This is a genomic window from Bacteroides sp. D2, assembly GCF_025147085.1.
Classification (GTDB): domain Bacteria; phylum Bacteroidota; class Bacteroidia; order Bacteroidales; family Bacteroidaceae; genus Bacteroides.
In genome coordinates this window covers 5597961-5615794 of record NZ_CP102261.1, presented here as the reverse complement: position 1 = coordinate 5615794, position 17834 = coordinate 5597961, and the positions used below count along the sequence as shown (strand labels likewise).

The following is a 17834-nucleotide window of genomic DNA, read 5'->3' as shown; positions in this document are numbered from 1 at the left end:
AGAAATGGGAGGATTGCATGAATAGATTCAGCCGTAATGAACGATCAGTCTATATCTGCAATCCTCCTTATTTATGCATTAGAGAGTGTCTATTATATCTTTCCAGCTATTCACTCGCATATAGTCCGTGATAAACATATTATGTGGTTGAGTGAAAATATACCTTTCTCCATCAAAGACACTCAAATTTTTAGGATGGTCGTCAATCATTATATCTCCTTTGATACTGTCTTTGCGTCCGCAAAATATCATTTGTTCCCAAGTGATAAAGGGGAAATATTCGTTCAGCCATTCCTGTTTCTCTATCAAACTTTGAGGATATTCGGTAGCTGAAGATACGATCAGGACTTTATATTTTTCATTGAGATACTTCAATCCTTCAATACTTCCCGGAATGACAGGTGCTGTTCTAAAGAACCCTGTACTCCGTACATGCTTGTCGCAAGATGGAAAAGCCTCATTCTCTGTCTTTCCATATAAACTCTCGATTGCTAATTGGATGCCGGATTCTCTATATTCCCAATCAATGAATTGGGTATATACATCTGCCAGAACTCCGTCCATGTCTACTAATACTTGTTGCTTCATATTTTTGAATTATTAAGATTTGAATTTCTATTTGTTGTCAAATATATTAAACTACGTTCCGTTTTCTCTTTGCGGGCTTTCATCAAACGTTGCGATTTTCTTGTTTTTGAGGTAATTTGATTTAAATAAAACCGCAAAAGTTGGAATAAATCTTCAAATTATTTCTTTTATCTTCCGAAATATATGTATATTTGCGGTAATATGCAATAGTTAGAGAAATCGTAATATGCTAAAAGAAGAAAGACATCAGTATATATTAAACCGTTTAAATGAGAATTATCGTGTTTATATTACGGCATTAAGTCAAGAATTGGGAGTATCTGATGATACATTGCGTCGTGATCTCATCGATTTGGATGAACAGGGGTTGCTGACTAAGGTTCATGGTGGTGCTATTGCCAAGTCGGGGATATCACATCTTTTTGTCGACCGGCTCAATCTGGGAATTGTAGAGAAGCAGGAAATAGCATCCAAGGTGGTTCCTTTGTTTCAGCCGGGTGACATTGTACTGATAGATGGCGGTACTTCAAACCTTGAAGTAGCTCGTCAAATTCCGACGAATATGGAATTGACAATTTATACGAATAGTTTTCCAATTGTAAATGTTTTGATGAATCATCCTAAGCTGGAACTGATCTTTTTGGGAGGAAAGATATTTCCTTCTTCTCAAGTAACTGTTGGTATTTCTGTTTATCAGGCTTTGCAGACTGTGCGGCCGGACTGGCTGGTGTTGGGAGTTTGCAGCGTCCATCCCCAACAAGGTTTGACAGCTCCGGATCGTGAAGAAGCAATGGTAAAGCGCTTGATGGTGGAACGTGCCAAAAAGAAGATCGTCTTGGCGGACAGCCATAAATTAAATAAAGCGGAAGATTATATTATTGCTTCTTTGGGAGATATAGACTACCTAGTTACAGAAGACTCAAAAGTGGAAGCTATAATGGAACATTGGCCAAAACACTCCTATGTTATTTTATAGAATTTGAATGTGAAGATGACGTATAGACATAAAAAAAGGAGCAACGCCTTGCTCCAACCTTTGTTAACCTTAAATCTAATACTATGAAAAACACAGTGCAAAGATACGGAATTCCGGTAACTTTGCAAATTATCTGCCCTTAATTGGTGTTTTTATAACACTAATTAATAGACTAAATGCGAAGTTACAGGTTTGTTAAGAGTTTCAACCCTTAGCAATCAGGCTATGATAGGTGAACAATGGGGAAATTTTATCCCCATTTCTCTTTCATCAAGTCCTCCAGTTTCAATAATTCGTCACGATATTGTGCGGCTTCGATAAATTCGAGTTTCTTGGCTGCTTCCTGCATCAGTTTGCGGGTACGCTCGATACTCTTTTCCATTTGCGCTTTACTCATATACTGCACTATCGGATCTGCTGCGATATTCGGAGTAGAAGGTTCTACATAAGCATGTCTTTCTTTCAACAGTTCATCGGCTTCTTTTGCATTGCCGAATACAGACAAGTTTCTGGCCTTTTTAATCTGTTGCGGAGTAATTCCGTTTGCCTCATTATATGCCAACTGCTTTTCACGACGACGGTTCGTTTCATCAATCGTCAGTTTCATGCTATCCGTCATCTTATCAGCATACATGATTACCTTACCGTTCACATTACGCGCGGCACGTCCCGCAGTTTGTGTCAACGAACGGTGGGAGCGGAGGAACCCTTCTTTGTCTGCATCGAGAATAGCGACGAGAGACACTTCCGGAAGGTCGAGACCCTCACGAAGCAGGTTCACCCCGATAAGTACGTCATAAACTCCTTGCCGGAGATCATCCATAATCTTCACACGTTCCAGTGTGTCGACATCACTATGGATATAGGTACATCTCACATTATTATTAAGAAGATATTCTGCCAGTTCTTCTGCCATTCGTTTGGTTAGTGTAGTGACGAGTACGCGTTCTTCCTTTTCAATACGGAGCTGGATTTCTTCCATTAAATCGTCAATCTGATTGAGACTCGGACGTACTTCGATGATAGGATCAAGCAGACCGGTAGGACGAATCACCTGTTCCACGACGATTCCTTCCGACTGAATCAATTCATAATCCGCCGGTGTAGCACTGACGTAGATTACTTGTTTTGCCATCTCCTGAAACTCTTCAAATTTCAACGGGCGATTGTCCATAGCGGCAGGCAATCGGAAACCATATTCCACAAGATTGATTTTTCGCGCACGGTCTCCTCCGTACATTGCACGGATTTGGGGTACACTTACGTGGCTTTCGTCGATAACGATCAGGAAATCATCCGGAAAGAAATCGAGCAAACAATAGGGGCGGGTACCGGCAGCACGGCCGTCGAAATAACGGGAATAATTCTCAATTCCGGAACAATGTCCCAATTCCCGAATCATTTCCATATCGTAAGTTACTCGCTCATACAATCGTTTGGCCTCGTATTCCTTGCCGATAGATTCGAAGAAAGCTACTTGCTTGGTCAAATCATCCTCTATTTCATGAATAGCACGGAGAGTAGCCTCTTTGGTAGTCATGAACAGGTTGGCCGGATAAATCTTATAGGCGTCAAATGGTGCGATAGTGACTCCTGTGATAGGGTCTACCTCTTCGATGCCGTCAATTTCATCCCCCCAGAAGGTGACGCGGAGCAGGTTGTCGGTATAAGCCAGATAAATATCCACCGTGTCGCCCTTGACCCGGAAATTGCCACGGTTCAAGTCGATATCATTGCGAACATACAAACTGTCTACCAAACGACGTAGAAACACATTGCGGTCCATCATCCGTCCCCGTTCTATTTCGATGACATTTTTGTAGAAGTCCGAAGGATTTCCCATACCGTAGATACAAGATACGGAAGAAACCACTACCACGTCTTTTCGCCCGGAGAGTAGGGCGGAAGTGGCAGAGAGCCGGAGCTTGTCGATTTCGTCATTGATGGCGAGATCTTTCTCTATATATGTATCACTGTTCGGCAGATAAGCTTCCGGCTGGTAATAATCATAGTAAGAAACGTAATATTCTACCGCATTGTTTGGGAAAAAACCTTTAAACTCACTGTAGAGCTGGGCAGCCAGTGTTTTGTTATGGCTCAAAATCAACGTAGGTTTATTGATATTGGCGATCACATTGGCAATGGTAAATGTTTTTCCCGACCCGGTCACTCCCAATAAAGTCTGTGCGGGAACTCCCTGAAGGACCCCTTCAGTAAGTTGTGCTATAGCTTCCGGCTGATCTCCGGTAGGTTTATAAGCTGATGTTAGTTCATAATTCATAGTTAAATCCTAAAAAGTGGAGCAATATTCGGTAAAATAATCGAGATAACAAATCATTTTTCCAAATAAATCCTTTACTTTGCAACATATTAATATCAAAAAACAGATTCATACAACTAGTAATACCAGAAACACATGATTTGGAATGAGAGCATTGAGTGTATGGACCGCGAAAGTCTTCGCAAGATTCAAAGCATACGACTCAAGAAAATTGTAGATTACGTTTATCACAACACGCCTTTCTATCGAAAGAAGATGCAGGAAATGGGGATTACTCCCGATGACATCAATAGTATTGATGATATTGTAAAACTGCCGTTTACCACGAAACATGATTTAAGAGATAATTATCCGTTCGGACTTTGTGCCGTGCCGATGAGCCAAATTGTACGTATTCATGCTTCTTCCGGAACAACCGGAAAACCGACGGTTGTCGGATATACCCGTAAGGACTTGTCTACATGGGCGGAATGTATATCACGTGCTTTTACCGCTTATGGAGCGGGGCGTTCTGATATTTTTCAGGTATCTTATGGATACGGACTGTTCACGGGCGGATTGGGAGCACATGCAGGAGCCGAAAATATCGGTGCTTCTGTTATTCCGATGTCCAGTGGTAACACGGAAAAACAGATAACCTTGATGCACGATTTCGGATCGACCGTGCTGTGTTGTACTCCTTCCTATGCGCTTTATCTGGCAGATGCAATCAAAGATTCCGGTTTACCGCGTGAAGAATTCCGACTGAAAGTCGGTGCTTTCGGTGCAGAACCCTGGACGGAAAATATGCGTCATGAGATAGAAGAAAAGTTGGGAATCAAAGCATACGATATTTATGGCTTGAGTGAGATTGCCGGACCGGGTGTCGGGTACGAGTGCGAATGTCAGCACGGGACTCACTTGAATGAAGACCATTACTTCCCGGAAATCATCGACCCGAATACATTGCAACCGGTGGAATCCGGTCAAACGGGAGAACTGGTATTTACTCATTTAACCAAAGAGGGTATGCCGTTACTTCGTTACCGTACGCGTGATTTGACGGCCTTGCATCATGATAAATGTTCCTGTGGCCGTACATTGGTACGTATGGATCGTATTTTGGGACGTAGTGATGATATGTTGATTATCCGCGGTGTGAATGTATTCCCGACGCAGATTGAATCAGTCATTCTTGAAATGGAAGAGTTTGAACCGCATTATTTGTTGATAGTAGGTCGTGAAAACAATACCGATACAATGGAACTCCAGGTTGAAGTACGTCCGGAATTCTATTCGGATGAGATCAACAAAATGCTGGCTTTGAAGAAGAAACTGGGAGGACGTTTGCAAAGCGTACTCGGACTGGGAGTCAACGTGAAACTGGTAGAGCCTCGCAGCATTGAACGCAGCGTAGGTAAAGCAAAACGTGTGATTGATAACAGAAAGATTTAATACTTAAAACTTTACGATAATGGTAGCAAAACAACTTTCTATTTTTTTGGAAAATAAGTCAGGCCGTTTGACGGAAGTGACTGAAGTGCTGGCGAAAGAAAATATCAATCTTTCTGCCTTGTGCATTGCCGAAAATGCTGATTTTGGTATTTTGCGTGGAATTGTATCCGATCCGGATAGAGCATACAAAGCTTTAAAAGATAATCATTTTGCAGTGAATGTGACTGATGTGGTAGGTATAAGCTGTCCCAATATACCAGGTGCTTTGGCAAAAGTGCTGGGATATTTATCAGAAGAGGGCGTATTTATTGAATATATGTATTCGTTTGCCAATAACCATATTGCAAATGTAGTGATCCGCCCCAGCAACCTGGATAAGTGTATCGAGGTGTTGAAAGAAAAGAAAGTCGATCTACTGGCTGCAAGTGACTTGTATAAGCTGTAAATATACAGTGAGCAATAAATAATGAACGGTAAACAGTTGTGTTATCCAATTCAAGGACAGCGCAATTGCTTACCGTTTTTACTATAAATATAGTGACGCTATCCGGTGAAGATAGTGACGGTATATGCCAACGATACCGTCACTATCCTGAACACATACCGTCACTATTGTGATTCGTTTATAATCTGCAGTTTATAGTTTGTCATTTGTATTTCGACGTCATTTTCTCTCCTTTTGTCGATGTTTAACGCCTTTTATGTATTAAAAAACACAGATTAATTGCTAAATTCCCAGCGAATAAGTAACTTTGCGCATTATTTTTAAATAGGATGAAGAAAAATATCATTATAACTTTGCTTGCGGCGGCTACTCTTACATCATGTGGAGAGTACAATAAATTGCTGAAAAGCACCGATTACGAATACAAGTACGAAGCCGCCAAAAACTATTTTGCGAAGGGACAGTATAATCGTTCAGCTACGTTGCTGAATGAGTTGATAACCATTCTGAAAGGAACCGATAAAGCGGAAGAATCTTTGTATATGTTGGGAATGAGCTACTATAATCAGAAAGATTATCAGACAGCTGCCCAGACATTTATCACCTATTTCAATACATATCCTCGTGGTACTTTTACTGAACTGGCACGTTTCCATGCAGGTAAGGCTTTATTCCTGGATACTCCGGAACCACGTTTGGATCAGTCAAGCACTTATCAGGCTATCCAGCAATTGCAGATGTTCATGGAGTATTTCCCGAACAGCACAAAGAAGCAGGAAGCACAGGATATGATTTTTGCTTTACAGGATAAACTGGTATTGAAAGAGCTTTATTCAGCAAGGTTATATTATAATCTGGGTAATTATTTGGGCAATAACTATGAGTCTTGTGTAATCACAGCTCAAAATGCATTGAAGGATTATCCTTATACTGATTATCGTGAAGAACTTTCCATTTTGGTTCTGCGTGCAAGACACGAAATGGCTATCTATAGCGTTGAAGACAAGAAGATGGATCGTTACCGCGAAACGATTGATGAATATTACGCTTTTAAGAATGAATTTCCTGAAAGTAAATATTTGAAAGAAGCCGAGAAGATATTCAATGAATCACAGAAAGTAATTAAAGACTAAATTTAAATAGATTTATGGACTACAAAAAAACGAATGCTCCTGCTACAACAGTAACCCGTGATATGATGGAACTCTGTGCTGATACAGGTAATGTTTATGAAACAGTTGCCATTATTGGTAAGCGTGCTAATCAGATCAGTGTAGAAATCAAAAACGATCTTTCTAAGAAACTGGCAGAGTTTGCTTCTTACAATGACAATTTGGAAGAAGTGTTTGAAAATAGAGAGCAAATCGAAATTTCTCGTTATTATGAGAAATTGCCGAAACCGGACTTGATTGCTACGCAAGAATACATCGAAGGGAAAATATATTATAGAAATCCGGCTAAGGAGAAAGAAAAACTTCAGTAATTTATTTTCTGACGAAGAATTTGATAGTCAAGTAGTAAGTGGGATGATGATCCCTGCTCCTTATTGCTTGGCTATTATTGTTTAACTCAACTACTATTTAGAATACTTATGATTCAACGAATTCAAACTGTTTATTTATTGATTGTTGTAGGATTGCTGATTACAGCCATGTGTTTGCCGATGGGCTACTTCATTGATGCGATGGGAGAACATCCTTTTAAGGCATTAGGATTGGAAGTAAACGGTGCTATTCAGTCTACATGGGGCTTATTCGGAATTCTGATGGTTAGCACTATCGTGGCTGTGGCTACTATCTTTTTGTATAAGAACCGTATGTTGCAGATTCGCATGACAATTTTCAATAGCTTATTATTAGTAGGTTATTACATTGCTGCCCTTGCTTTTTATTTTGCATTGAAGAATGATGAAAATATGTTCCGTATAGGCTGGGCATTGTGTTTGCCGCTTGTTTCCATCATCCTGAATATACTGGCTATCCGTGCTATCGGACGGGATGAGGTGATGGTAAAAGCTGCGGATAGATTGCGATAAAAAGGACTAAAGTCCCCAGAAATAGAAATCCCCGCTAATTCGTTTAGAGTTAGTGGGGATTTTTTAGTTCGTTATGAATGGGATTTTGTTTATAAATAAGAGGTTTTAATCTCTTCCTCCTTGAAAGAGGGGTTATTTCTTCAAATCAAATAAATATGTGAGCTTTATGGTAATGGTTCCATGCGCTGCACGGGCGAAATAATCTTTCTTAGTAGTGCTGTAGAAATCAGACAGGGCAAAGTAATAACGGCCTTCAACGATGAAGCTACCAGCTTTCTTTGTTCTAAGTTCTACACCACCGCCACCGGCAATACCATAGTCAAACTTATTTTGAATCTTAACTCCGTACAGGGCTTTCTGTGTATCAGATAAGCTATTCATATCAATACCTTTTATTGTTTCCGATTCACTGATTAGAAAGCTGATTTGAGGACCTGCATGGACAAAGAATTGCAATCCTCTGTCTCGTCCGAAAGCAAGGTGAGCGAGGAAAGGAATATCTATATAAGTCATTTTGCGAGTGTAAGTTTTAGTAAGGTCCTTCGAAGTGACTTCATATCCGTTGGCGTCCAGTGATATTGTTTCAAATAATTGGTCCCAGCCTCGTTGCGAGACATTCAACTCGACCTGTGCGCCACAAATCATGGCAAAATACTTCTCGGATATATAACGTGCTGTCAAACCTCCGGTAATTCCCATCAGGCTATTTTGCTTGATGGTGGGAGTAAAGGAAGCACTATTTAAATTGACACCTCCATTGATACCTACCGATAAATTGTTTCGTGCTTCTCCGATTTGAGCGACAGCAGGAAGGGCAAATCCTGTAAGTAGGAGTGTTGCGATCAAAAATGGTTTTATCTTTATCATTTTCGTATTATTCGAAGTCAAGTTTTACTAATTCAAAATTCTTAGTGAAACGTATGAAGAACACCTTTTTATTAATAAATCCTCCCCAGTTGTTTACACGCTCGAATTTGAATCCGGTCTGGATAGGAGTCAGGTTCATTTTAGGCAGATTGTTTTCCAGTTCCGAGCCATAAAGCGATAATCCTTTCAGGAAGAAGAAGCCGGTGTCAAAACCCAGCATTGCGTAATTAGGGTATTTGCTTGCCAAATCTTTGCTATACCATTTATGGTAAGCATTGGTAAACTGCACAGCTGCCGGGAACAACGTATTCGTATAGAATGAAGAATAGAAATATACATCCAATTCAAAGAAGTTTTCCAGATGATCTCTGGTATAGGTCTGCCATTCCGGATAGCCGAACAGATGAATATTCTCTGCAGGATTCTCTCTGACTAACAGCGTCAGTTGAGGAAGTATCTTAATCAGTAAGACGTTGTTGCCTGATGTCGGAATAAAGATGTTTTCTTTATCACTGCGGAGCGCTGCTTTCAACGTTTCTTTCGTTGCGCTTTCGCCAACAGTTTTCATAGAGATGCCTTTGCTTTTCAACTCTTGTTTCAAGCCGCTGATAAATTCCGCTTTCTCCTTGTCAACGCTCGCCGGTTCTATGAAGATAACGTTTGCATTGGGGAATTGACGGGTGAAGTGTTCATAAACCTCTGAATATAAGTAAGATTGAGGCGTATTGATCTGATAAACTGCCGGATTGTTGAATACCTCTTCTCCTTTTTGAGAGAAAGGAATCACCAAGCGTATGTCGTTCTTCTCTGCGAAGTCGGACAATGGCTTTATTTGATTCTGATGCATCGGACCGAAGATGATATTCATACTTTTCATCTCGTTCTTGGCAAGAATTGTATTTAATGTAGAAACATCTTTTCCACAATCATATACATATAGATCAAGAGAAATACCTGTACGTTTCAGACTGTCTACTGCCATCAGGAAACCTTCGTAGTATTCCACCATGCGTTTGTCTTCCTGGAAAGGCAACAATAAAGCTGCTTTAATGGTAGACAGCTTTTGGGGAGTCTCTTTACTTTTGCGGAAAAGCTCGCTATTGCTGGGAGGAATAGCGTAAGGATCTTCCTTCTGTATAGGTTGCACGGTCGTTGCTGCCGGGTAAGGGATGCAAAGGAATTGTCCCTTTTTCATGCCTTTTTTCAGTTCCGGGTTAGCTGCAATTAACTCCTGCTCGCTGATTCCATATTCACGGCTCACGCTAAAAATAGTCTCTTTGCGTTTTACCTTATGCATATCCTTGCATTTCGGAACAACAGGACCTTGAATGGTGGTCTGTTCGGTAGGCGTTTGAGTTGCAGTAGCAGTTTGCTCTTCTTTTTTCTGTGGAATCAGGATAACCTGTCCGATACGGAAATTTTCGGCACTCAAACCGGGGTTTGCTTCACAAATATCTTTGGCGGATACATTATACATGGTTGTCAGTTTGTATAGTGTTTCTCCGGCCTGAATCGTATGGAATGTTTCTCCCTTCTGACTCTCTTTTCCCGTAGGAATTTTGATTGTCTGTCCGGCATAGATCTTTTCGTCACAGCCCGGATTCAGACGTATGATGTCTGATGTAGTGACATTATACATCTTGGAGATGGAGTATAAACTTTGTCCTTTTTCGATGGTATGCAAGAAATATGATTGGTTTTCTTGTGCATAACTGATAGCATATGAAACGCTTATAAAAAGCAAAAATAAGAATATACGGTTTATCGGTTTCATCAAATTATAACTATTGGTTCTTGAAATCAAGGAACAAAGGTACAAATAATGCCCTATATCTTCATAAGATTTGAGTTAAGAAAATAATATTGTGCTTTTTTAGGAGCATATTTCGGGCGGAAACATTAATTTTGCAACATTTATGGAAGGATATGAATATGCAGGAAACAGAATATATTAATGTGTACGGTGCGCGCGTGCACAATTTAAAGGATATTGATGCCGAAATTCCCCGTAACAGTTTGACTGTTATCACCGGATTGAGCGGTAGTGGAAAATCTTCTTTAGCCTTCGATACGATTTTTGCCGAAGGACAGCGTCGTTATATCGAAACTTTTTCAGCGTATGCCCGTAACTTCTTGGGTAATCTGGAACGTCCGGATGTCGATAAGATAACTGGTTTGAGTCCGGTTATCTCCATTGAACAGAAAACAACGAATAAAAATCCCCGTTCTACCGTAGGAACGACTACGGAGATATATGATTATCTCCGTTTGCTGTATGCCCGTGCGGGAGTGGCTTATTCGTATCTGTCGGGTGAGGAGATGGTGAAATATACCGAAGAGCAGATTCTGGACTTGATTCTGAAAGATTATAAAGGAAAGAAAATATATCTGCTAGCTCCGCTAGTTCGTTCACGTAAGGGACATTACAGGGAACTTTTCGAACAAATACGTAAAAAAGGATACCTGTATGTACGGGTGGACGGTGAAGTGCGTGAAATAACGCATGGCATGAAACTCGACCGCTATAAAAATCACGATGTAGAAGTGGTTATTGATAAATTAGTGGTAGCGGAGAAAGATGACCGGCGCTTGAAACAGAGTGTGGCAACCGCTATGCGCCAGGGAGATGGGTTGATGATGATTCTGGATGCCCAGTCTGAAAGCATCCGTCATTATAGTAAGCGGCTCATGTGTCCTGTCACCGGATTGTCTTATCGTGAGCCGGCTCCGCATAACTTCTCATTCAATTCACCGCAAGGAGCATGTCCGAAGTGTAAGGGATTGGGAGTAGTCAATCAGATTGATGTGGACAAAGTGATTCCCGATCGTGAACTTTCCATTTATGAAGGAGCGATAGCACCTTTGGGAAAATATAAGAATGCGATAATTTTCTGGCAAATCGGTGCTTTGCTCGAGAAGTACGACGCAACACTGAAAACTCCGATAAAGGAGTTGCCGGACGATGCGATTGATGAAGTATTGTACGGTTCTGACGAACGGATTAAAATCAAGAGTTCGCTGATCGGTACTTCCTCCGATTACTTTGTTACTTACGAAGGAGTGGTGAAGTATATTCAGATGTTGCAGGAAAAGGATGCTTCTGCAACAGCACAGAAATGGGCGGAACAATTTGCCAAAACAACGGTTTGTCCCGAATGTAAAGGGGCTCGTTTGAATAAAGAAGCTTTGCATTTTCGTATCCATGATAAGAATATCAATGAGTTGGCGAATATGGACATCAACGAGTTGTACGACTGGTTGATGAAGGTGGATGAGTTCCTGTCCGATAAGCAGAAGAAAATATCAGTGGAGATTCTGAAAGAGATTCGCACACGTTTGAAGTTCTTGCTGGACGTGGGGCTGGATTATCTGGCATTGAATCGTAGCTCTGTTAGTCTTTCCGGTGGTGAGAGTCAGCGTATCCGCTTGGCTACACAGATTGGTTCGCAATTAGTGAATGTACTTTATATTCTCGACGAGCCGAGTATCGGTCTGCATCAGCGTGATAATCTGCGTCTTATCAACTCGTTGAAAGAACTCCGCGACATGGGGAACTCCGTGATTGTAGTGGAACATGATAAGGATATGATGCTGGCTGCCGATTATGTCATCGATATGGGTCCGAAAGCCGGACGTCTCGGAGGCGAAGTCGTTTTCGCCGGAACCCCGCAGGAGATGCTGAATACAGATACAATGACTTCGCAATATCTGAATGGCAAGATGAAGATAGAAATCCCTGCCAAGCGTAGAAAAGGAAATGGGAAATCTATCTGGCTGAAAGGAGCGAAGGGGAATAACCTGAAGAATGTAGATGTTGAATTTCCGTTGGGTAAACTGATTTGCGTAACTGGTGTATCAGGAAGTGGAAAATCCACCTTGATTAATGAAACTTTGCAGCCGATTCTTTCACAGAAATTCTATCGTTCTTTACAAGATCCTTTGGAATATGATTCGATTGAAGGGTTGGAAAATATAGATAAGGTAGTAGATGTGGATCAATCACCTTTGGGACGTACGCCACGCTCCAATCCTGCGACTTATACCGGTGTGTTTTCTGATATCCGTAACCTGTTTGTGGGTCTGCCGGAAGCTAAGATTCGTGGTTATAAACCGGGACGTTTCTCCTTTAATGTTGCAGGTGGGCGTTGTGAAGCATGTACGGGAAATGGTTATAAGACGATTGAAATGAATTTCCTTCCTGATGTATATGTGCCTTGTGAGGTTTGTCACGGTAAACGTTATAACCGGGAAACACTGGAAGTACGTTTCAAGGGAAAATCAATTGCCGATGTACTTGACATGACGATCAACCGTGCTGTGGAATTCTTTGAAAATGTGCCGCAAATCTTGAATAAGATTAAAGTCTTGCAGGATGTCGGACTCGGATATATAAAACTGGGGCAATCTTCTACCACTCTTTCCGGCGGAGAAAGCCAGCGTGTGAAACTGGCAACGGAGCTATCGAAAAGAGATACGGGCAAAACTCTTTATATCCTTGACGAACCGACTACCGGACTTCATTTTGAAGATATCCGTGTATTGATGGGAGTATTGAATAAGCTTGTAGATAAAGGTAATACTGTTATCGTCATCGAGCACAATCTGGATGTGATTAAAATGGCGGATTATATTATCGATATGGGCCCTGAAGGTGGTAAGGGCGGGGGAGAACTCCTTAGTTACGGAACACCGGAAGAAGTTGCGAAGAGCCCTAAAGGATATACACCTAAGTTTCTTCGCGAAGAGCTGGGTCTCTAATTTAAATCATAGAGTGCCAACTTATCGGACAATCTTCGATGAGTTGGCACTTATCATATCATATTCTTTATTTATCAGATACAGAATTTATAAATACAACGAAAATGAAAATCAATAAAACAAATGCCGCACGGCTGTTAGATAAGGCTAAGATAGCCTATGAATTAATTCCCTACGAAGTAGATGAAAACGACTTGAGTGCTGTTCATGTGGCAGCAAGTTTAGGAGAGAACATCGAGCAGGTCTTTAAAACGCTTGTTCTGCACGGCGATAAAAGCGGATATTTTGTCTGTGTCATTCCGGGAGAACATGAAGTTGATTTGAAACTGGCAGCTAAAGCCTCGGGTAACAAGAAGTGTGAGTTGATTCCCGTAAAAGAACTTCTGCCACTTACCGGATATATCCGGGGAGGTTGTTCGCCGATCGGTATGAAAAAGCATTTTCCTACTTATATTCATGAAACCAGCCAACAATTTCCGTATATTTATGTAAGTGCCGGTGTACGGGGACTTCAGATAAAAATAGCTCCGGAAGATTTGATTCGTGAATCCAGGGCGGAAATTTGTCGTTTATTTGAGGAGTAGTTTAACAAATCATTGTGCAAAAACTCGAGAAAAAGTATATATTTGCAAAATATATGTGGTATCGACCATTAAATCATTAATTTAATAATTTATATTCTATGTTTAACAAACACCCTAAAGGACTGATAGCAGCCGCTTTAGCCAATCTAGGTGAGCGTTTTGGCTTTTATACTATGATGGCTATCCTTGTGCTTTTCTTGCAAGCCAAGTTTGGAATGAATGGAAAAGAAGCAGGATTTATTTACTCAACTTTTTATTTTTCTATTTACATTTTGGCGTTGGTCGGAGGTATTATTGCCGATAAGACGAGGAACTACAAAGGAACTATTTTCACAGGAATTGTGTTAATGGCAGTTGGTTATTTATTATTGGCTATTCCATCTAAGACTCCGGTAGATAACAAGATGCTCTATCTGGTTATTACTTGTGCTAGTTTGTTTGTTATTGCATTTGGAAACGGATTATTTAAAGGAAATTTGCAGGCATTGGTAGGACAGATGTATGACAATCCTCAATATGCCAACATGCGTGACTCCGGTTTCTCTTTATTTTATATGTTTATTAATATCGGTGCTATTTTTGCTCCGTTTGCAGCTGTAGGCGTGCGTAACTGGTGGTTATCTACTTTCGGTTATAATTATGATGCTGATCTTCCTGCTTTGTGTCATGGTCAATTGGCAGGTACTTTGTCGCCTGAAGCTACTGAAACTTATCATACCTTAGTTACCAAAGCTTCTACTGCTCCTGTACAAGACTATACGGCTTTCGCTTCAGATTATTTGAATGTCTTTACTACTGGATTCCATTATGCATTCGGGGTAGCTATTATTGCTATGGCTATTTCTTTAACCATTTATTGGTTGAATAAGAAAAACTTCCCGGATCCCAGCAAAAAGACCGTTGCTTCTTCAGCATCTTCTACAGTTGTAGAAATGAGTGCACAGGAAGTAAAACAACGTATGTATGCTCTGTTTGCTGTATTTGGTGTTGTTATTTTCTTTTGGTTTTCATTCCATCAAAATGGTCTGACTTTGACTTATTTTGCGAAAGAATATACTGATCTGAATCTGTTTGGTATGCCTATTTCAGCAGAGCTCTTCCAATCGTTAAATCCATTTTTTGTAGTGTTCCTGACTCCGGTGATTATGGCTATTTTTGCAAGTCAGCGTAGACGTGGTAAAGAGCCTTCTACTCCTAAAAAGATTGCCATCGGTATGGGAATTGCTGCATTGGCATTTATTGTAATGGCAGTCGGATCTTATTTTGCTAATTTGCCGTTGCATGAGGATATTGTAGCTGTTGGAACTTCACCAGTGAAAGTTACTCCATTTTTATTAATGCTGACCTATCTGATCTTGACAGTAGCTGAACTGTATATCTCTCCATTGGGTATTTCATTTGTATCTAAGGTTGCTCCTCCTAAATATCAAGGTATTATGCAAGGAGGATGGCTGGGAGCAACAGCACTGGGTAATCAGTTGTTGGTGATTGGTGCTATCCTGTACGAATCAATTCCTATTTGGATGACATGGACTGTGTTTGTTGTAGCTTGTACAATTTCAATGTTTACAATGATTTTCATGTTAAAATGGCTGGAACGTGTAGCGAAATAAAATCTTGCCATTAACTAAATAAACAAAATGCCCCGGAACAAGTATCATAAATGTTCCGGGGCATTTTGTTTGTATATCAAATATCCAGTCCCATAATATAATCATTCATATAATACCCGTTACCAATCGGGAAATCACCTTCCTGCAACTTTCTCATTCCCATATGTTCGTAAAACTGCAAAGCCTTATTATTACGATTTACGTTGAGCTCCATCAAACAAGGTCCCGGGTGTATTTCTTTGATACACCTGATTGCTTCCTTGAATAAAAAACTGCCGCAATGCGTGCCCTGAAAACGGGGGAGGACATATATCTTCTGAAGATGGAATACATCCTTTTCCTGTTGTTGAATGGAAACGTATCCGCATGGTTCATTCTCCTTATAAGCAATGGAGTACACATGTCCTTCTTCCTCCATTTGTTTGCGCACATTGGAAGGTGCATACATCCAGTCCATCATATAATCCAGTTGTTCGGGAGATAAAATTTCCTTGTAGGTGGCGGGGAATACCTCCTTTGCCATCTTATGAATAAGCTCGCAATCGGCTACCGTTGCTTTTCGAATTGTAAACATATGTATTTTCTATTTCTTGGTTTAACGGGCACAAATATAGCCATTATTTCTTTTTATAATAAGGTGGAGAGTCTCTAATGTTTTAATTATTATTAATTTATAGTACTTTGTAATGCAAGGTACTAAAGTAATGCATATATTTGTGCATCTAAAAGAAGTGAATAATGAAAGTAGACAATGTAAAATCACAGATGAGGAAAGGCATGCTTGAATATTGTATCATGCTTTTGTTGCACAAGGAGCCCGCTTATGCTTCTGATATTATTCAGAAATTGAAAGAAGCCCAACTGATTGTAGTGGAAGGCACCTTGTATCCATTGCTTACCCGTCTGAAAAATGACGACCTGTTAAGTTATGAATGGGTAGAATCTACCCAGGGACCTCCCCGCAAATACTATAAACTCACTGAACAAGGAGAAGTCTTTTTGGGAGAGCTGGAAATTTCCTGGAAAGAACTTAACGATACAGTGAATCATATAGCCAATAGATAATCCGAAAAAGAAGAAATAAAAATGAAAAAGACATTGACCATAAATTTAGGAGGAATTGTCTATCATATAGATGACGATGCTTACCGACTGTTAGACAATTATCTGTCTAACCTCAAACATTACTTTCGTAAACAGGAGGGTGCGGAAGAGATCGTAAACGATATTGAAATGCGTATTGCCGAACTGTTTGCAGAGAAAGTAACTGAAGGAAAACAGGTCATCACAGTTTCGGATGTAGAAGAAATCATCGCCCGCGTCGGCAAACCGGAAGACTTTGGAATTGCTGATGAGGATATGGACTCACAGAAAAGAACGGAACAAACATCGTCCGCTAATCAAGGCAGTACACAAACCTCTGCTCAACGCCGCTGGTTCCGTGATCCGGATAATAAATTGTTGGGAGGTGTAGCGGCAGGATTGGCAGCTTATTTCGGTTGGGACATCACATTGGTACGTATATTGATGATTATCCTGGTATTTGTTCCTTATTGCCCGATGATTATACTTTATATTATTGGATGGCTTGTTATTCCGGAAGCCCGTACTGCCGCAGAAAAATTGAGTATGCGTGGAGAGGCAGTGACCATTGAGAATATTGGCAAAACAGTGACAGACGGTTTCGAACGCGTAGCGGACGGAGTCAATAACTATATGAATTCCGGCAAACCTCGTACCTTTCTTCAAAAGATAGGCGATGTTTTTGTTTCCATTGCTGCTGTTCTCTTTAAAATATTTCTGGTAGCTCTTGTCATTCTCTGCTGCCCTGTCTTGTTCGTACTGGCCGTTGTACTGGTAGCACTGGTGTTTGCAGCAATTGCCGTGGCAGTTAGCGGAGGAGCACTGCTTTACGAGATGCTGCCTGCCATCGACTGGATGCCGGTTGCTTCCGTATCTCCAATGATGACACTGCTAGGTACGATTGCCGGAGTTGCCCTCATCGGTATTCCGTTAGGAGCTTTCTTGTATACTATCTTGCGGCAATTATTCCATTGGTCACCGATGGGAACAGGCTTGAAATGGTCGCTATTGATTCTATGGATATTGGGTGCAGTCATAATGATTATTAATCTTTCAGCTCTTGGCTGGCAACTGCCTTTGTATGGCTTGCACTGCTCTTAACGAAGTCTCATTCTATTAAAAAAGGATAATATTTATTCCTTTATAAGTAAATGTACCCCGATAGTGTGT

The 17834-nt window shown here is 40.7% G+C and carries 16 protein-coding genes; 11 read left to right on the top strand and 5 right to left on the bottom strand.

The window, feature by feature from the left end; genetic code table 11:
• Positions 1–78: 78 nt before the first annotated feature.
• A complete protein-coding gene (locus NQ505_RS21240; RefSeq protein WP_008998584.1) occupies positions 79–588 on the bottom strand; it encodes a 5' nucleotidase, NT5C type in 510 nt (169 codons plus the stop codon).
• 226 nt (positions 589–814) lie between these two features.
• Here NQ505_RS21240 and NQ505_RS21235 point away from each other — a divergent pair, with 226 nt between their 5' ends.
• Positions 815–1564, top strand: a complete 750-nt coding sequence (locus NQ505_RS21235) for a DeoR/GlpR family DNA-binding transcription regulator (RefSeq protein ID WP_008998583.1) — start codon at positions 815–817, stop codon at positions 1562–1564.
• A gap of 250 nt (positions 1565–1814) precedes the next feature.
• Here the strand turns inward: NQ505_RS21235 and uvrB are convergent, their stop codons facing one another.
• A complete protein-coding gene (gene uvrB / locus NQ505_RS21230; protein WP_004303633.1) occupies positions 1815–3845 on the bottom strand; it encodes an excinuclease ABC subunit UvrB in 2031 nt (676 codons plus the stop codon).
• Positions 3846–3980: 135 nt separating this feature from the next.
• Here uvrB and NQ505_RS21225 point away from each other — a divergent pair, with 135 nt between their 5' ends.
• The 5 genes from NQ505_RS21225 to NQ505_RS21205 all read left to right on the top strand — a co-directional run bounded on the left by NQ505_RS21225 (position 3981) and on the right by NQ505_RS21205 (position 7759).
• Positions 3981–5279 carry a phenylacetate--CoA ligase family protein gene (locus NQ505_RS21225; RefSeq protein WP_008648218.1) on the top strand — a complete coding sequence of 433 codons (1299 nt, stop codon included), beginning with the start codon at positions 3981–3983 and terminating at the stop codon, positions 5277–5279.
• Between the two features lie 19 nt (positions 5280–5298).
• A complete protein-coding gene (locus tag NQ505_RS21220; protein WP_004299992.1) occupies positions 5299–5724 on the top strand; it encodes an amino acid-binding protein in 426 nt (141 codons plus the stop codon).
• A gap of 329 nt (positions 5725–6053) precedes the next feature.
• The gene (locus NQ505_RS21215) at positions 6054–6857 is read left to right on the top strand and encodes an outer membrane protein assembly factor BamD (protein ID WP_004299990.1); all 804 of its coding nucleotides are present in this window, start codon (positions 6054–6056) and stop codon (positions 6855–6857) included.
• Between the two features lie 14 nt (positions 6858–6871).
• Complete coding sequence (locus NQ505_RS21210) at positions 6872–7207, top strand: DNA-directed RNA polymerase subunit omega (RefSeq protein WP_004299989.1); 336 nt, start codon at positions 6872–6874, stop codon at positions 7205–7207.
• A gap of 108 nt (positions 7208–7315) precedes the next feature.
• Positions 7316–7759 carry a DUF4293 domain-containing protein gene (locus tag NQ505_RS21205; RefSeq protein WP_004299988.1) on the top strand — a complete coding sequence of 148 codons (444 nt, stop codon included), beginning with the start codon at positions 7316–7318 and terminating at the stop codon, positions 7757–7759.
• A gap of 132 nt (positions 7760–7891) precedes the next feature.
• Here NQ505_RS21205 and NQ505_RS21200 read toward each other — a convergent pair whose 3' ends face one another.
• Together NQ505_RS21200 and NQ505_RS21195 are read right to left on the bottom strand one after the other, a co-directional pair.
• Positions 7892–8626: a porin family protein gene (locus NQ505_RS21200; protein ID WP_008998582.1), complete on the bottom strand. Its 735-nt coding sequence runs from the start codon at positions 8624–8626 to the stop codon at positions 7892–7894.
• 7 nt (positions 8627–8633) lie between these two features.
• Positions 8634–10400 (bottom strand): LysM peptidoglycan-binding domain-containing protein, encoded by a 1767-nt coding sequence (locus NQ505_RS21195; protein ID WP_008998581.1) that lies wholly within the window; start codon positions 10398–10400, stop codon positions 8634–8636.
• Positions 10401–10558: 158 nt separating this feature from the next.
• Here NQ505_RS21195 and uvrA point away from each other — a divergent pair, with 158 nt between their 5' ends.
• The 3 genes from uvrA (at position 10559) to NQ505_RS21180 (ending at position 15581) form a co-directional block, all read left to right on the top strand.
• Positions 10559–13384: an excinuclease ABC subunit UvrA gene (gene uvrA, locus NQ505_RS21190; protein ID WP_008998580.1), complete on the top strand. Its 2826-nt coding sequence runs from the start codon at positions 10559–10561 to the stop codon at positions 13382–13384.
• A gap of 104 nt (positions 13385–13488) precedes the next feature.
• The gene (ybaK, locus tag NQ505_RS21185) at positions 13489–13968 is read left to right on the top strand and encodes a Cys-tRNA(Pro) deacylase (RefSeq protein ID WP_004309260.1); all 480 of its coding nucleotides are present in this window, start codon (positions 13489–13491) and stop codon (positions 13966–13968) included.
• A 98-nt stretch (positions 13969–14066) separates the two neighbouring features.
• Positions 14067–15581: a peptide MFS transporter gene (locus NQ505_RS21180; protein WP_004299982.1), complete on the top strand. Its 1515-nt coding sequence runs from the start codon at positions 14067–14069 to the stop codon at positions 15579–15581.
• Between the two features lie 76 nt (positions 15582–15657).
• On the opposite strand, the gene NQ505_RS21175 is transcribed toward NQ505_RS21180, so the two are convergent.
• Positions 15658–16155: a GNAT family N-acetyltransferase gene (locus NQ505_RS21175; RefSeq protein ID WP_008998579.1), complete on the bottom strand. Its 498-nt coding sequence runs from the start codon at positions 16153–16155 to the stop codon at positions 15658–15660.
• A 164-nt stretch (positions 16156–16319) separates the two neighbouring features.
• Here NQ505_RS21175 and NQ505_RS21170 point away from each other — a divergent pair, with 164 nt between their 5' ends.
• Positions 16320–16646 carry a PadR family transcriptional regulator gene (locus NQ505_RS21170; protein WP_004299980.1) on the top strand — a complete coding sequence of 109 codons (327 nt, stop codon included), beginning with the start codon at positions 16320–16322 and terminating at the stop codon, positions 16644–16646.
• Between the two features lie 21 nt (positions 16647–16667).
• Positions 16668–17765, top strand: a complete 1098-nt coding sequence (locus NQ505_RS21165; protein WP_008998578.1) for a PspC domain-containing protein — start codon at positions 16668–16670, stop codon at positions 17763–17765.
• The last annotated feature ends 69 nt before the right edge of the window (positions 17766–17834 follow it).

What these genes read in the sequence shown, in the direction of transcription:
- NQ505_RS21170 (WP_004299980.1), top strand. Translation starts at nt 16,320, where the DNA reads ATGAAAGTAGACAATGTAAAATCACAGATGAGGAAAGGCATGCTTGAA.
- NQ505_RS21175 (WP_008998579.1), bottom strand. Translation starts at nt 16,155, where the DNA reads ATGTTTACAATTCGAAAAGCAACGGTAGCCGATTGCGAGCTTATTCAT.
- NQ505_RS21235 (WP_008998583.1), top strand. Translation starts at nt 815, where the DNA reads ATGCTAAAAGAAGAAAGACATCAGTATATATTAAACCGTTTAAATGAG.
- NQ505_RS21215 (WP_004299990.1), top strand. Translation starts at nt 6,054, where the DNA reads ATGAAGAAAAATATCATTATAACTTTGCTTGCGGCGGCTACTCTTACA.
- NQ505_RS21210 (WP_004299989.1), top strand. Translation starts at nt 6,872, where the DNA reads ATGGACTACAAAAAAACGAATGCTCCTGCTACAACAGTAACCCGTGAT.
- NQ505_RS21220 (WP_004299992.1), top strand. Translation starts at nt 5,299, where the DNA reads ATGGTAGCAAAACAACTTTCTATTTTTTTGGAAAATAAGTCAGGCCGT.
- uvrA (WP_008998580.1), top strand. Translation starts at nt 10,559, where the DNA reads ATGCAGGAAACAGAATATATTAATGTGTACGGTGCGCGCGTGCACAAT.
- ybaK (WP_004309260.1), top strand. Translation starts at nt 13,489, where the DNA reads ATGAAAATCAATAAAACAAATGCCGCACGGCTGTTAGATAAGGCTAAG.
- NQ505_RS21205 (WP_004299988.1), top strand. Translation starts at nt 7,316, where the DNA reads ATGATTCAACGAATTCAAACTGTTTATTTATTGATTGTTGTAGGATTG.
- NQ505_RS21240 (WP_008998584.1), bottom strand. Translation starts at nt 588, where the DNA reads ATGAAGCAACAAGTATTAGTAGACATGGACGGAGTTCTGGCAGATGTA.
- NQ505_RS21165 (WP_008998578.1), top strand. Translation starts at nt 16,668, where the DNA reads ATGAAAAAGACATTGACCATAAATTTAGGAGGAATTGTCTATCATATA.
- uvrB (WP_004303633.1), bottom strand. Translation starts at nt 3,845, where the DNA reads ATGAATTATGAACTAACATCAGCTTATAAACCTACCGGAGATCAGCCG.
- NQ505_RS21195 (WP_008998581.1), bottom strand. Translation starts at nt 10,400, where the DNA reads ATGAAACCGATAAACCGTATATTCTTATTTTTGCTTTTTATAAGCGTT.
- NQ505_RS21180 (WP_004299982.1), top strand. Translation starts at nt 14,067, where the DNA reads ATGTTTAACAAACACCCTAAAGGACTGATAGCAGCCGCTTTAGCCAAT.
- NQ505_RS21225 (WP_008648218.1), top strand. Translation starts at nt 3,981, where the DNA reads ATGATTTGGAATGAGAGCATTGAGTGTATGGACCGCGAAAGTCTTCGC.
- NQ505_RS21200 (WP_008998582.1), bottom strand. Translation starts at nt 8,626, where the DNA reads ATGATAAAGATAAAACCATTTTTGATCGCAACACTCCTACTTACAGGA.